At 42.0% G+C, this 13,913-nt stretch carries 8 protein-coding genes; 6 read left to right on the forward strand and 2 right to left on the reverse strand.

Features of this window, described 5'->3' with window-relative positions; genetic code table 11:
* Window positions 1-146 precede the first annotated feature (146 nt).
* A complete protein-coding gene (locus CDC37_RS07830; protein WP_330220835.1) occupies window positions 147-3,200 on the reverse strand; it encodes a cation-translocating P-type ATPase in 3,054 nt (1,017 codons plus the stop codon).
* A gap of 488 nt (window positions 3,201-3,688) precedes the next feature.
* Here CDC37_RS07830 and pflB point away from each other — a divergent pair, with 488 nt between their 5' ends.
* The 6 genes from pflB to rsmG all read left to right on the forward strand — a co-directional run bounded on the left by pflB (window position 3,689) and on the right by rsmG (window position 12,635).
* On the forward strand, window positions 3,689-5,917 hold the full coding sequence (pflB, locus tag CDC37_RS07835) for a formate C-acetyltransferase (RefSeq protein WP_096621252.1): 2,229 nt from the start codon (window positions 3,689-3,691) through the stop codon (window positions 5,915-5,917).
* Window positions 5,918-6,981: 1,064 nt separating this feature from the next.
* Window positions 6,982-7,203, forward strand: a complete 222-nt coding sequence (locus tag CDC37_RS24085; RefSeq protein ID WP_157780677.1) for a hypothetical protein — start codon at window positions 6,982-6,984, stop codon at window positions 7,201-7,203.
* Window positions 7,124-8,518 (forward strand): magnesium transporter, encoded by a 1,395-nt coding sequence (gene mgtE / locus CDC37_RS07840; protein WP_096621253.1) that lies wholly within the window; start codon window positions 7,124-7,126, stop codon window positions 8,516-8,518. Before CDC37_RS24085 ends, mgtE begins: the two co-directional genes overlap by 80 nt.
* 107 nt (window positions 8,519-8,625) lie before the next feature.
* Window positions 8,626-9,522, forward strand: coding sequence for a YihY/virulence factor BrkB family protein (locus CDC37_RS07845; protein WP_172892768.1), 897 nt, complete (start codon window positions 8,626-8,628; stop codon window positions 9,520-9,522).
* An 835-nt stretch (window positions 9,523-10,357) separates the two neighbouring features.
* The gene (locus tag CDC37_RS07850; protein WP_096621255.1) at window positions 10,358-11,710 is read left to right on the forward strand and encodes an ATP-binding protein; all 1,353 of its coding nucleotides are present in this window, start codon (window positions 10,358-10,360) and stop codon (window positions 11,708-11,710) included.
* A 151-nt stretch (window positions 11,711-11,861) separates the two neighbouring features.
* The gene (rsmG, locus tag CDC37_RS07855; protein ID WP_442861069.1) at window positions 11,862-12,635 is read left to right on the forward strand and encodes a 16S rRNA (guanine(527)-N(7))-methyltransferase RsmG; all 774 of its coding nucleotides are present in this window, start codon (window positions 11,862-11,864) and stop codon (window positions 12,633-12,635) included.
* 33 nt (window positions 12,636-12,668) lie between these two features.
* Here rsmG and CDC37_RS07860 read toward each other — a convergent pair whose 3' ends face one another.
* On the reverse strand, window positions 12,669-13,415 hold the full coding sequence (locus CDC37_RS07860; RefSeq protein WP_096621256.1) for a superoxide dismutase: 747 nt from the start codon (window positions 13,413-13,415) through the stop codon (window positions 12,669-12,671).
* Window positions 13,416-13,913 lie beyond the last annotated feature (498 nt).

Consider the following 13,913-nt stretch of genomic DNA (forward strand, 5'->3'; position numbering starts at 1 on the left):
AATGTTTATGCTTTCACCTACTCCTTAGAGAATATTCTGGGATGAGGGATTAACATTTTTTGAGGTTTCCGAGGGAATGTGTATATCAAATAACGTGAACTACCCACACTGATCTGACAGTACAGTGTGGTCTTTTCGCCTGGCGGCTAAAACCGATAATTCGACGAGTTTGGGTGGCTCCTGGAGAGCAACCCATCGCGAACGATTTTTTTGCGGATTTCATCGGCGATTAAAATCAAGGGTGGACACAGAAGTAAACCGAGCCAATGGGATGGTTGTAGGGGTGCGGTGGCAAAGATTTTTTCTAGGGTGGGGGAATAGATAATCGCCAAAATTAATGCCCATTCTACGGCAATTCCTAACCAAATTAGACGATTACTGAAGAAACCTAATTTGAAAATTGAAATGCGTTCGGAACGACAGGCAAACACATTTCCATCCTGACAAGCGACAATCGCTGCTAAAGTCATTGTGGTGGCTTGACGGTAAATTGCCATGATTGTTGGACTTGCTGTATGGGAATGGATGCTAGGAGCGATCGCTTGGAGTTGGCTTATTCCGTAACCATTTTCCCACCAAACTAGGAAAAATCCTGTCATTCCCACTAGTCCTTCCAGTAAGCCGAGGAAGCAGTAGGCACGCAACATCAAGGGTAAATCCAGTAGTTTTTGGGATTTTTGACGTGGTGGTTGGGTCATGGAACCTCTTTCCGGACGTTCTGCACCCAGAGCGAGAGCTGGTAACATATCCGTACCGAGGTCAATGGCTAATATTTGCAGAATAATTAAAGCTGGTGGTATTTTTAACAGTACCATTGCCAAGAATGGTAAAAATTCTGCCATATTGGAGGCCAGAATATAGGTAATGAATTTACGGATATTTTGATAAACCGCTCGACCTTGTTCAATGGCGGTGACGATGGTGGCAAAATTATCATCAACTAACACAATATCCGCAGCTTCACGGGCAACATCTGTACCATTCATACCCATTGCAATACCGATATTGGCGGCTCGTAGGGCTGGTGCATCATTGACCCCATCTCCAGTGACAGCGACCACATGACCGAGATTTTTATAGGCTTGCACGAGGCGTAATTTTTGTTCCGGCATCACCCTGGCGAATACCAGTCCATGTTTTTGTTTATGTAATATTTGTCGCAATTGGGCATCGGAAAGGTGATTTAACTGTTCTCCGGTAATTACCCTGGGTTTACCATCGATTAAACCAATTTTACCAGCGATCGCGGCGGCGGTAAGTCCGTAGTCACCAGTAATCATTGTGACTTGAATTCCGGCATGATGACAAAGGGCGATCGCGTCTGCAACTTCGGGACGGGGGGGATCGATCATCGCCACTAGTCCAATGAAGGTCAAATCATTTTCTAGAGACGCGATATATCGCGTCTGTACTTGATTTTGGTTGCTGGTGGCTAATTCTGCACCTCCCTGACGGGTGGCGATCGCTAATACTCGGTATCCTTGAGCTGCAAGTTGATCATTGGCAATTTGGATTTGATGGCGTTGTTCTGCGGTCAATTCCTGTTGTTGTTGTTGGGATAAAATAAATTGGCAGTGTTCGAGAACGTCTAAAGGAGCGCCTTTGGTAAATATCCAAAATTGATGGTGAACACTTTCTAAAAACCCGGAATTATCTGCCACTACAACTGTCATCATTCGACGATGGGAGTCGAAGGGAATTTCCTGGTGATGGGGAAGTTTTTGCTGTAATTCTTCTAAGTTAAATCCAGCTTTAATTGCGGCTACTAGTAAAGCAGCTTCTGTTGGGTCTCCTAATTCTTGCCATTGCTGAGAACTGGAATTATAAATTAATTTGGCATTGCTGCAAAGGGCTGCACCAGCTAATAGTAATTTTACCGGTTTTTCCTGTTCTAATTTAGAAATTTTTAATTCTCCAATTGGTTCATAACCAATACCTGTAATATCAATTTCGCCATCAGGAAGCCAAACCTGGCGAACGGTCATTTCATTTTTAGTTAAAGTTCCTGTTTTATCAGTACAAATAATGGTCGTGGCACTCAAGGTTTCTACAGCCGAAAGCCGACGCACTAGGGCATTTTGATGTGCCATTCGTTTCACGCCAATCGCTAATGCCAAACTGACCGTTGGTAATAAACCTTCGGGAACAAAGGCGACAATAATACCAATCGCAAAAATAAAACTTTCCTTTAACTCCATCCCTACCAATAAATTGGTTAGGAAAAACACAATTACTCCCATACAAATGGCAACGAGAGTAATAATATGAACCACATGGGTAATCTGTACCTCTAGGGTACTTGTTTCTCGTTTGATATTTGTTGTCAGGTGAGCGACTTGACCAAATTCAGTATGACTTCCAGTGGCATAAACCACCGCTAATCCCCGTCCTGATGACACCGTTGAACCAGCAAATACCAGATTTCCAGCCTCCGTCGGACGCATGTTTTCCACCGCGATCGCCTGACTATGACGGGGGACAGGGAGAGATTCTCCCGTCAAAATAGAAACATCGACATAAAGGGATTGACTATTAATTAATCGTCCGTCAGCAGAGATTTTATCACCCTCTTCTAATTGGATAACATCGCCGATAACAAGCTCCCGTGCTGGTATTTGGCAAAGTTGTCCATCACGATAAACTTTTACCTGTGTAGGCAATACTTTTGTTAAGGCGGTTAGGGCTTTTTCGGCTTGAAATTCCTGCCAAAAACTAAAAATGGCATTAATCCAGATGACAGCCCAAATTGCCCAACCTAATTCCGGAGTATGGGAAACAAAAGCCAAAATCCCCGCTACCCACAACAGCAATGCCATAAAGTGAGTTAGTTGATCAATAAAGCGCAAAATTAATGGACGGGTTTCGCTGCGAGGAAGTTCATTATAACCGGATTGTTGAAGGCGAAAATTTGCTTCTGCGCTGCTTAGACCCAATGATGTTGTCATCAGTTGTTGATAAACTTCTTCCGGGGTAAGCTTCCAAATTGGATGATGGGAATTCATGGTATTACCCTGATTAAAGAATACAGAATAAGTTGAGATTAGGGAGTAGAGACGACCCATCGGGTCGTCTGTACAGTGAGAGACGCGATATATCGCGTCTGTACGCCAAATGATTGGTTGCGTTGCGGTTTTATGTTTAATTGCACCTACCTGAATTGAAAGGGTGCAGGGAGTGGGGGAAAAGTCACTTTCGTACATCCTGGTGTACGCAGTTCATGATGACTACTTACAGGATACAGATTACAGGATACAGGAGATAGAAGACAGAACGTAGAATATGTGACACTTTGAAATATATCGGATACATACTCGACTTGTTCATCAACTAAGCTTTTTGTTTAGATGCTTAAAATCATTCATAATTGATCGTGCAGGAGTGTGGAGGAGCAACACTTACATAATTCGTAGTAAAAGACATTTTGTTCTCCAGTTACTAAATAAACACCCCAAATCCACCTATAGACAAAGGCGAATTAAACTCTAAAATTTCGTAGGCGCAAGACTTACCCAACGGCTATTAATAATTGCGTAGAATTACGTAGCTTGCTTCCCCCATAGCGGCTATTACGGACGCGAAGCGTTGCCGCAGGCCATTACGAATTACGAATTAGCAAACTTCTTCACAAGTTCCTCAAAATCTCGATCTATAACTAGACATGGAAACTCAAGATTGAGGGGAATCAATCGTGTTACCGCAATGGCATGGCTTTCAAGCTGGTAAATGGATGAAAGAAATTAATCTGCGCGATTTCATCCAGAAAAATTACAGCCCCTACACTGGTGATGAATCTTTCCTCACTCCCGCAAGCGATCGCACAAAAATTCTCTGGGATAAAGTCAAGGATTTAATGGCAATTGAGCGGGAGCAGGGGATTTTAGATGCGGATACGGAAGTTGTTTCTAGTATTACTTCCCACCATCCTGGCTATATTGAGCGGGATTTGGAACAAATTGTCGGTTTGCAAACGGATAAACCTCTCAAACGAGCAATAATGCCTTTTGGTGGTATCCGCATTGTGCAAAATTCTCTTAAGGCTTACGGTTACGAACTAGATCCCCGCACCGCAGAGATATTTACCAAGTACCGCAAAACCCACAATGATGGGGTGTTTGATGCATATACGCGGGAAATGCGTTTGTGTCGTCACTATGGTATTATTACCGGACTACCTGATGCCTACGGTCGGGGAAGAATCATTGGTGATTATCGTCGGGTAGCTTTATATGGTGTCGATGCTCTGGTGGAAGATAAAAAAGCTCAGTTGGAGTCTTTGGAGTTAGATACCATCGATGAAGATGTGATTCGTCTGCGGGAGGAAATTTCGGAGCAAATTCGCGCTTTGTTTGAATTGAAGGAAATGGCTGCTAGCTACGGTTTTGATGTGAGCAAACCTGCGGCAAATGCTCAAGAAGCTGTGCAATGGGTTTATTTTGGCTACTTAGGAGCAGTCAAGGAACAAAACGGTGCAGCGATGTCCCTGGGACGGGTCTCCACTTTCCTGGATATTTATCTGGAGCGAGATTTACAAGCTGGAAAAATCACTGAAGCGCAAGCACAGGAATTAATCGACCATTTTGTGATGAAGTTGCGCATGGTGAGATTTTTGCGAACTCCTGACTACAATGAATTATTCTCTGGTGATCCCACCTGGGTGACGGAGTGTGTCGGAGGAATGGGGGAAGATGGTAGACCATTGGTGACTAAAACCAGTTTTCGCATTCTTCATACCCTATTTAACCTTGGCCCTGCACCGGAACCAAATTTAACCGTGTTGTGGTCAGAACGTTTACCAGATAACTTCAAACGCTACTGTGGCAAAGTCTCAATTCAGACTAGTTCCATTCAGTACGAAAATGACGATTTGATGCGTCCCTACTGGGGAGATGACTATGCGATCGCTTGTTGTGTTTCGGCAATGCGGATTGGTAAGCAAATGCAGTTTTTCGGTGCAAGGGTGAACCTGGCTAAATGTTTACTCTATGCCATCAATGGTGGTCGGGATGAAAAATCCGGAGAACAGGTAGGACCAGAAATTTCCCCCATTACCTCTGAATATCTGGATTACCAAGAAGTTTGGCATAAATTTGAGTTGATGATGGCTTGGTTAGCCAAAGCCTATATTAACACCCTGAATGTCATCCACTACATGCATGATAAATACTGCTATGAACGCTTAGAAATGGCATTGCATGACCGGGATATCCTGCGAACAATGGCTTGTGGTATTGCAGGATTATCGGTGGTTGCAGACGCTTTATCCGCAATTAAATATGCCAAAGTTAAAGTTATCCGTGACGAAACTGGACTTGCAACCGATTACCAAATTGAAGGAGATTTTCCCAAATACGGTAATAACGATGAGCGAGTGGATGAAATTGCCGTACATTTAGTCACCCGCTTCATGAAGGAACTACGTAAACATCAAACCTACCGTAATGCCATCCCCACCCAATCGGTATTAACAATTACATCTAATGTCGTCTACGGTAAAAAAACAGGCAATACCCCCGACGGGAGAAAAGCCGGTGAACCCTTTGCTCCAGGAGCTAACCCCATGCACGGACGCGATACTAAAGGCGCGATCGCATCCCTGGAATCGGTAGCAAAATTACCCTACGACTACGCACAGGATGGTATTTCTAATACTTTTTCTATCATTCCGAAAGCTTTAGGGAAACAGGAATCAGATCAAATCCATAATCTCGTGGGAATGTTAGATGGTTACTTCCACAACGGAGGACACCATATCAACGTCAACGTCTTGAATCGGGAAACTTTGATGGATGCAATGGAGCATCCGGAATTATATCCCCAATTAACAATTCGCGTTTCTGGTTACGCTGTTAATTTTATTAAGTTAACTAGGGAACAGCAGCTTGATGTAATTAAGCGGACTTTCCACGACAGATTCTAGAACTCACTGGTGATAACACCCTTGTAGAGACGCGTTAGCCTTCGCGTAGCGTGTCGCGAAAGCGACTCAGCTCCTCTGAAAGAGGCTATTTCGCGTCTCTAATATCGATTATCTTGTGCTTTGCAATAAATAAAACTAGAATAATCAACGGTTACAGCCTCTGATATGTAGCAAGCATTGGCGTAAACGATATTAAGCATCTGCATATCTTTCTGAGCAATTTACCTGAACCAGCGATCGCAGGATGAAAAATGTAAAACCTTGTAAACCTTTCCTGGAGGGGTGACAATCTAGCTTGAAATGTTTATGCAGCAAGGATTATAGAATAGCGTTCGCCCTAACTATAAAACTAAATTCAGAGCCAAGTTCAACGGAAAAATAAGGCTTTTGCCTAAAGCTTATTAATAATAGAATCAATAAAGCCGGAAAATGTAGTTTATCTTTTGATGGCAAACTGGCTTAAAACTATTGCTGTATCATAGTTTCAGAAGTTTTCGTTACCCCCCAGAAACCTTTCACTTCAATGGCGATACTCCACAGGAGTCGCTACTCGATCGCGGTTGGGAAAAAATGAGTCTTTTGAGTTGGTATAACGGGTGTTCAGGGTTTCCTTGCCAAAACCAACAAAAAAAATGTTAATCCCTCATACCCGAAAATCATCCAAAACCTGGTTGTCACCTATAGCCATTCTTGGCTTAAATACTTACAGTGAAAGACTTTTATGGCTTGCAATGATTATCATTCTCGGCAATTAGGGTATAAAAGCCCCTTGAAGCCACAACTTCATACTAACAGAAACCCCCATTATAAATCAACCCCTTTTCTGAACTTTTTAATTGAATTTCAAGGTGAGATATATCAAGTTGGCTCTAGATTGTTTACGGTGATAAACATCTAGATTGAACTTGATTTTTTGGATTAAAACAGTGAAGTTGTTAACAAGGATAAAAAAAGGCGTTGCTGAGTATAAATACGATAGGGAGGTGACAATGGCACGTCTTGATTGTAGAGGCGCGTAGTGCGGCTTCTCGAAGTCGAAATGGTCATGAAATGCCATTAATATAATGCCATTAATATATTGGGAATTTTACCAATTCAGGCGATCGCAAATAGAAAGACCTGGTATAATCATCGCGTTCGATGCAAATCTTCATCCTCAAGGAGAAGTACTTTGTCCATCAACAATACAATTACAGGAGGTGTCCCATGACCGAAAATCCACCTTCATCATGGCAACCGGGTGCATCTCGGCAAGAACTGGTAGAATTAGTGCGATCGCAACTTGAGGCATTATTACAACAAGAAAACTTCCCAGGAGCCAAAGCCCTATTAGTGCCAGTCCAGGCTGCGGATATCGCTCAAGCGATTGAGGGATTACCAATGGCGATGCAAGCTTTAGCATTTCGTCTACTCTCGAAACAGGAAGCGATAGAGGTTTATGAATACCTCGATTCCAGTGTCCAGCAATCCCTAATCGAGGAATTAAAGGATCAAGAAGTTCTGGATATTGTTGATAAAATGTCGCCGGATGACCGGGTAAAACTGTTTGATGAGTTACCAGCGAGTGTTGTTCAACGACTGTTGCAACAACTTACCCCTTCGGAGCGGGAAGTCACATCCCTAATTCTGGGTTACAAAGACGGTACAGCTGGTCGCATCATGACCACAGAATACCTTTCTGTCAAGGAAGATTTAACCGTCAGCCAATCCATCGACAGAGTTCGCAGTTTAGCCAGTGCAACGGAAATTATTTACTATCTTTACGTCACCGATGCCCAACGTCGTTTAACAGGAACTCTTTCATTTCGGGATCTAGTTGTAGCTCAACCGGAACAAAAGTTGGGAGAAATTATGACCCGCGACGTGGTGTATGTTCACACCGACACAGACCAGGAGGAAGTTGCACAGGTGATCCAACGGTATGACTTGGTTGCAGTTCCGGTGGTGGACACGGAACGACGTTTAGTGGGGATTGTAACCGTTGACGACGTGTTAGATGTCCTGGAAGAAGAAACTACAGACGACATTTATAAATTAGGTGGTGTTGCCGCTGGGGGTGATAAGTATTTTCAAACCAACGTGTTTACAGCTGCACGGAAACGGGTCGTTTGGCTATTTGTACTTTTGGTTGCGAATACCGGAACCGCAACTGTAATTAGTTCCCAGGAAGAGGTATTAGAAAAAGTTGTGGCTTTAGCAGCTTTTATCCCCCTTCTGATTGACGCAGGGGGAAACGTGGGAGCGCAATCTTCCACAGTCGTAATTCGAGGTTTGAATCTGAAGGAAGTTGGCATTAAAAAAGCAGCACAAATTGTTTCCCGGGAAGCTGTGACAGGTGCTTTATTGGGAATTGCTCTGGGTTTAGCTGTTATTTTATGGGCCTATTTCATCGAGAAAAACTTGCAAATTGCGATTACCGTCGGCACCAGTCTATTCTCGATTACAATGTTAGCAGCGTTCTTTGGTTCCGCCTTGCCTTTTTTATTTGGTGCAATGGGTTTAGATCCAGCTTTAATGTCTGCTCCATTTATTACGACTGCGGTAGATGTTTTAGGGGTGTTTATTTATCTGATGATCGCTAGGGCTATTTTACAAATATGAACTTGAAGCTGATTTAAGATGATGTGAAGGAGTCCTATCATACAGAGTCAACGGATTGAAATTGACCCAGAAACCCGTGATGGGATGACTAACCAAGAATTTAAATTATGACTTTCAAAAAACTTTGGAAACTTTTAACAACAACCTTTTCCGAGTGGCAATTTAACGAAGTTTCTCTGTTGGCATCCTCCTTAGCATATTACACCGTATTTTCCCTAGCACCTTTGATGGTAATTATTATCTCCATCTTAGGTGCAATTTATGGAGAGGCAACAGCAAAACAACAAATTGTCGAACAAATGACAGGAATTATTGGTAATAGGGGAGCGCAATTAATTGCCACTGCGATTACCAATATGAGACAAGATACCCGTGGAGATTGGCTGAAATTTATTTTTAACTTTGGTTTTTTCGCCTTTGGTGCGTCGGGTGTTTTTGCCCAAATCCAATATGCCCTGGATAAAATTTGGGGAGTGAAGCCAGAACCAAAACGGCAAGTATTAAACTTTGTTCGCAAACGGGTTTTAAGTTTTGCAATGGTCATTGTCATTGCTTTTTTATTATTTGTATCCTATCTTTTTAACAGTATTTTTATCATTATAGTTAATAGTTTAAAGTCCTTAGTACCGGCTTTAGGTTATCTGTGGCAATTCACTAGTTTTTTGCTGTCCTTTGCTATCCTCACTTTATTATTTGCAGCTATTTACACAATTTTACCTGATGCCAAAGTGGCATGGCGCTCAACAATTGTCGGTGCTATGATAACGGCAATTTTATTTATGGTGGGACAACTTTTGTTTGGTTTATTTCTGAACCAAATTGATATTGGTTCTGCTTACGGTGTTGCTGGCTCTTTTCTCATTATTATTACTTGGATTTATTATGCTGCGCATATTCTGTTTTTAGGTGCAGAATTTACCAAGGTCTATGCGAAAATCAACGGCTCCCCCATTGTTCCTGAAGATTACGCCATTCGGGTAAAACGCGAAAAAGATAAAAATTAGGTATTTTACAGGTAGAATATTTTTGCTGGGAAGGGAGTAGGGAATAGTTTTAACCCAACAATTCCACTTTTGATCTCTACTGGTCTGTCCCATTAATTTTGATGAGTCAAGAAAGGCACGTTGTAGCGCTAGTCTACGACAACCCTGCGGGTATAGCACCTTTCTGGTAAAGCTTTTTCGAGGCTAAAGCCACTACTATAAACCCCTCAGAACTTACTAGGTAGGAAGCTGTTCCATAGCCACACTAGGTGCGTCTACGGTTCTCAAAAATTACAGATGCAAGGTTTGCTGAGCTTCTATACGCCTATTGGGAAAGCTCTTTTTGCGATTAAAAATATCCTCAAAGCTTCCTACGTAACCTGTATTTCTCACGATTGAGTGATAAGGGTTGGTCATGGGTTGTTTTTCCTGCTACTCCCTACTCCCTGGATTTTTTTAATTTGTGAGAAATCCGGGGTAAGAGTTTTACCATTGATACCGTTTTACTTTGGAATTGATATCTGACGGGAGCAGGGGAAGAAAAAGTATCAACATTGTTGTGAAATTTTTGTCGGAGTTTGGGAAAAATCCAAGGTTAGGGGAAAAATAGACTCGTTGCATCCCATTATCGCTATTTTCCCCCTAGCGATTTTGGGGAAACTGCAATAGGCTGGAATTAATTGCTTGATGAATATGGGTACAGTGTCTTTACTGAATATTTCTTGACTAAATATTATCAGACTGTCACTGGACAAAACCCAGCAATTTCTCAGCAAGGTATAGATCCAGCCAAATTATGGTTGTTTCCCCAAAAGGGGTGAATTTCTGTCCTAATTTGAGAAACTCAGGGTTTTAAGTGTCACAGGAATATATTGCGGAAATACCCGTACCAATTCAATCCGAGGGTAATAATTACGACCTTAGTTCTGAATCTCAACTCAGTGAGTTACCTCTATACAGTTTCCATGTGGAAACATCTTGTACTGGGTTAGATATGGCTAAGGTCTTTGAAAAATATCCCTTACTACCGGGGGTAATTTTATTAGAGGGGGGTAATTACTTTGGGATGCTTTCCCGCAGACAGCTACTGGAGTTTTTTATTCGTCCCTATGGGAAAGAATTATTTGTGCAGCAGCCGTTACATATTTTGTATAGTTATGCGCGAACAGGAGTTTTAGTCTTAGCAGATACAACTCCGATTTTAACAGGGATGCAGTTAGCAATGCGGCGATCGCCGGAATGTTTGGCGGAACCGATTGTGGTAGATTGTGGGTGTGACACCTATAAGTTGTTGGATATACAGGAGTTACATCGAGCTTCTTGGCAAATTCGTGGGATTGAAACCCAAGTACGTTACGAGCGATCGCAAGCTCAGATTATTCAAAGTGATAAAATGGCTAGTCTGGGGAGATTGGTGGATGGGGTTGCCCACGAAATTCTGGATCCGGTAAATTTTATTTGGGGTAATTTGACCCATGTTTCCAGTTATTGTCAGGATATTCTCCGATTAGTGAATGTCTATGAGCGGGAATTACCCCAACCTTCGGCGAATTTAAAGAATTTTAAGCAGGAAATTGAATATGAATTTTTAGAGGAGGATTTATTAAAATCCTTAGCAAGTATTCAAAGTGGTGCGGAACGCTTGAAAAAGCTGGTGACGAGTTTACAGAATTTTTGCCATATTGACGAAGTTTATCCCAAACCTACTGATTTACATGCCTGTTTAGATAGTATCATTTTATTAATTAACAGCCGGATTAACGGGGAAATTGAAATTGTGAAAAATTATGGTCACTTACCACCAGTTTATTGCTTTTTAGGACAACTCAACCAAGTATTCATGAATATTTTTAGCCGGGTGATCGACACCTTACTAGATGATGCTGTCCGTCAAGAGTTAAGTCAGGATGCTGCAAACACTTTGAAAAAAGCCCGTATTCAGGTAATCACCGAAGTCGTCGGTTCAAATCATGCTAAACCAGGTTATTCTCGTTGGGTATCGGTAAAAATTATAGATAATAGTAACGGTATGAGCGCAGCAGAATTAACCCAGATAATTGAATCCTTTTCCCTGGAAAAACGTGCAGATAAAGAAACCAGTTTAGCAGTCAGCTATCGGATTATCACCGCACGACATGGAGGTAAATTTAATTTGCGATCGCAGTTAGGAATCGGTACGGAATTTGAGATTTTATTACCATTGGTTTGAGATATACCGCAGTCTGAGCGGGATTTGTGAAATCTTACATCTAGGGTTGTTGACGGTTGATAGTTAACACTCACCAGTCATCAGTCAACGGCACACTATTTTTCACTACTTAAATTCGGATTGCGATCAAATACAGGAGACAGAATACAGGATGCAGGAGATAGATGCATTAAAAATCCCTTCCTTAGAACCCATGCTAGAGATTTGGCAACAAACCCTAAATTGGCAACCAAATCCGCAGCAAATCAACCGATTTCAACAGCTTTATACCCAAATTTTACAGGGTAATCGCCAACAAAATTTAACTCGAATTACCTCAAGCGATGAATTTTGGGAAAAACATCTTTGGGATTCCCTGCGGGGAATTAGTTTTAGTTTCGGACAACCCCATCCCCCCATGAGTCCAATCCACGAAGGTGCTAATATAATCGATATTGGTACAGGTGCAGGATTCCCTGGAATTCCCATTGCCATCGCCCATCCCCACGCTCATTTAACCCTAGTCGATTCTACCCAAAAAAAAATCACCTTTATTCAGGCGATCGCCACCGCTTTAAATCTGAGTAATATTCACGCGATCGCTGATCGTGCTGAAACTATTGGACAAAACCCCCAACACCGTCAACAGTACGATTTTGCCACCATTCGAGCCGTCAGTTCAATTACTGTCTGTGCTGAGTATTGCATACCATTACTGAAAATCAATGGAATAGCCTGTATTTATCGAGGTAAGTGGACAAGGGAAGAACAAATCCATTTAGAAAATGCAGTTGCAGAATTAGGTGCGGAAATTACCCAAATCGCAGAATTCACCACACCCCTCAGCCATAGTCAACGTACCTGCATTTACCTGAGAAAAGTTACCCCCACCCCAGCAAAATACCCCCGTAACGTCGGTATTCCCAGCCAACGACCATTATCCTAGAGACGTAGCGGTGCTACGTCTCTACTGCCACGTCTACACACTAGCTGCAAAACGCTTACCAATTTCCTCCCAATTTACAACATTCCACCAGGATTCTAAATAATCACCACGACGGTTTTGATATTTGAGATAATAAGCATGTTCCCAGACATCATTGCCCATAATTGGATATTTCCCTTCACTGATAGGACTATCTTGATTCGCCGTTGTCATAATCCCTAATTCACCATTTTGGGTACGTGTCAACCAAACCCAACCACTACCAAAACGTTGACTACCAGCTTCATTAAATTGCTTTTTAAACTCCGCAAAACTACCAAATTCTTTTTTGATGGCAGCAACCAATTCCCCAGTCGGTTCCCCACCACCATTGGGCTTCATGATTTGCCAAAACATACTATGATTCACATGACCACCACCATTATTACGAAAAGTTGTACGGATATCTTCGGGAATTTTATTCAGGTCTCGTAACAACACTTCTATACTTTGATTTTTTAACTCTGGATGTTTCTCTAGGGCTTTATTCAAATTATTCACATAGGCAGCATGATGTTTATCATGGTGGAACTTCATTGTGGCTGCATCAATATGGGGTTCCAGAGCATCATAGGCATAGGGTAAAGGAGGTAACTTAATTACACCCGTATCACTGGGGGTTGTTCCTGGTGTGGTCGCAATTGGTGTTGTTTGTTCCCCTGCTAAAGCACACCCATCTAAACTAAACGCACCTGCGCTTGCTCCCAATAAAATTAAAAATTGGCGACGATTTAAGCTCATAACCGAATTTTATCTCCCAAAATGAAGAATATTGCACCACATATATGAAGTTAAGCAATATTCTCCTATAAAAATACCCCCTGCGGGTTAAATTTAGTCTAATTAGGGTCTACTGTAAAAGTCTTTTCGTGAGGGTAGGGAACAGGGGGAGATGCGACATGTCGCGTCTGTACAGGGAATAGTTTTAGGGTGAGTACTCCTACGTCGTAGATCGCTACGACGAGTCATAAGGTCTGAAACTCTTGTCCAGCAATATTCTCAGAAAATATAAGTTTTTAAAAACCTCCTAGTATTGCGAATACTTCAATTATTGAAGAATCGATCTCACCAAATCGGCGATTTATGAGGCGTAATATAGATATATAATATATATTTTAATGCTTCTTGCGGCTTTCCCTTCTGCAAAATATCTTGATCAATAACTGATTCCTGCATCATATCCCCCCTCAACTGCTACAGGAAAGTGGAGTATTGTACAATACGGTTGGTGTTAAAGAT

It is taken from the genome of Calothrix sp. NIES-3974 (genome assembly GCF_002368395.1).
Classification (GTDB): domain Bacteria; phylum Cyanobacteriota; class Cyanobacteriia; order Cyanobacteriales; family Nostocaceae; genus NIES-3974.

Coding starts and splice junctions, on each gene's coding strand:
- CDC37_RS07830 (WP_330220835.1), bottom strand. CDS start 3,200: ATGTACGAAAGTGACTTTTCCCCCACTCCCTGCACCCTTTCAATTCAG.
- CDC37_RS24085 (WP_157780677.1), top strand. CDS start 6,982: ATGCCATTAATATATTGGGAATTTTACCAATTCAGGCGATCGCAAATA.
- mgtE (WP_096621253.1), top strand. CDS start 7,124: ATGACCGAAAATCCACCTTCATCATGGCAACCGGGTGCATCTCGGCAA.
- CDC37_RS07845 (WP_172892768.1), top strand. CDS start 8,626: ATGACTTTCAAAAAACTTTGGAAACTTTTAACAACAACCTTTTCCGAG.
- rsmG (WP_442861069.1), top strand. CDS start 11,862: ATGCAGGAGATAGATGCATTAAAAATCCCTTCCTTAGAACCCATGCTA.
- CDC37_RS07860 (WP_096621256.1), bottom strand. CDS start 13,415: ATGAGCTTAAATCGTCGCCAATTTTTAATTTTATTGGGAGCAAGCGCA.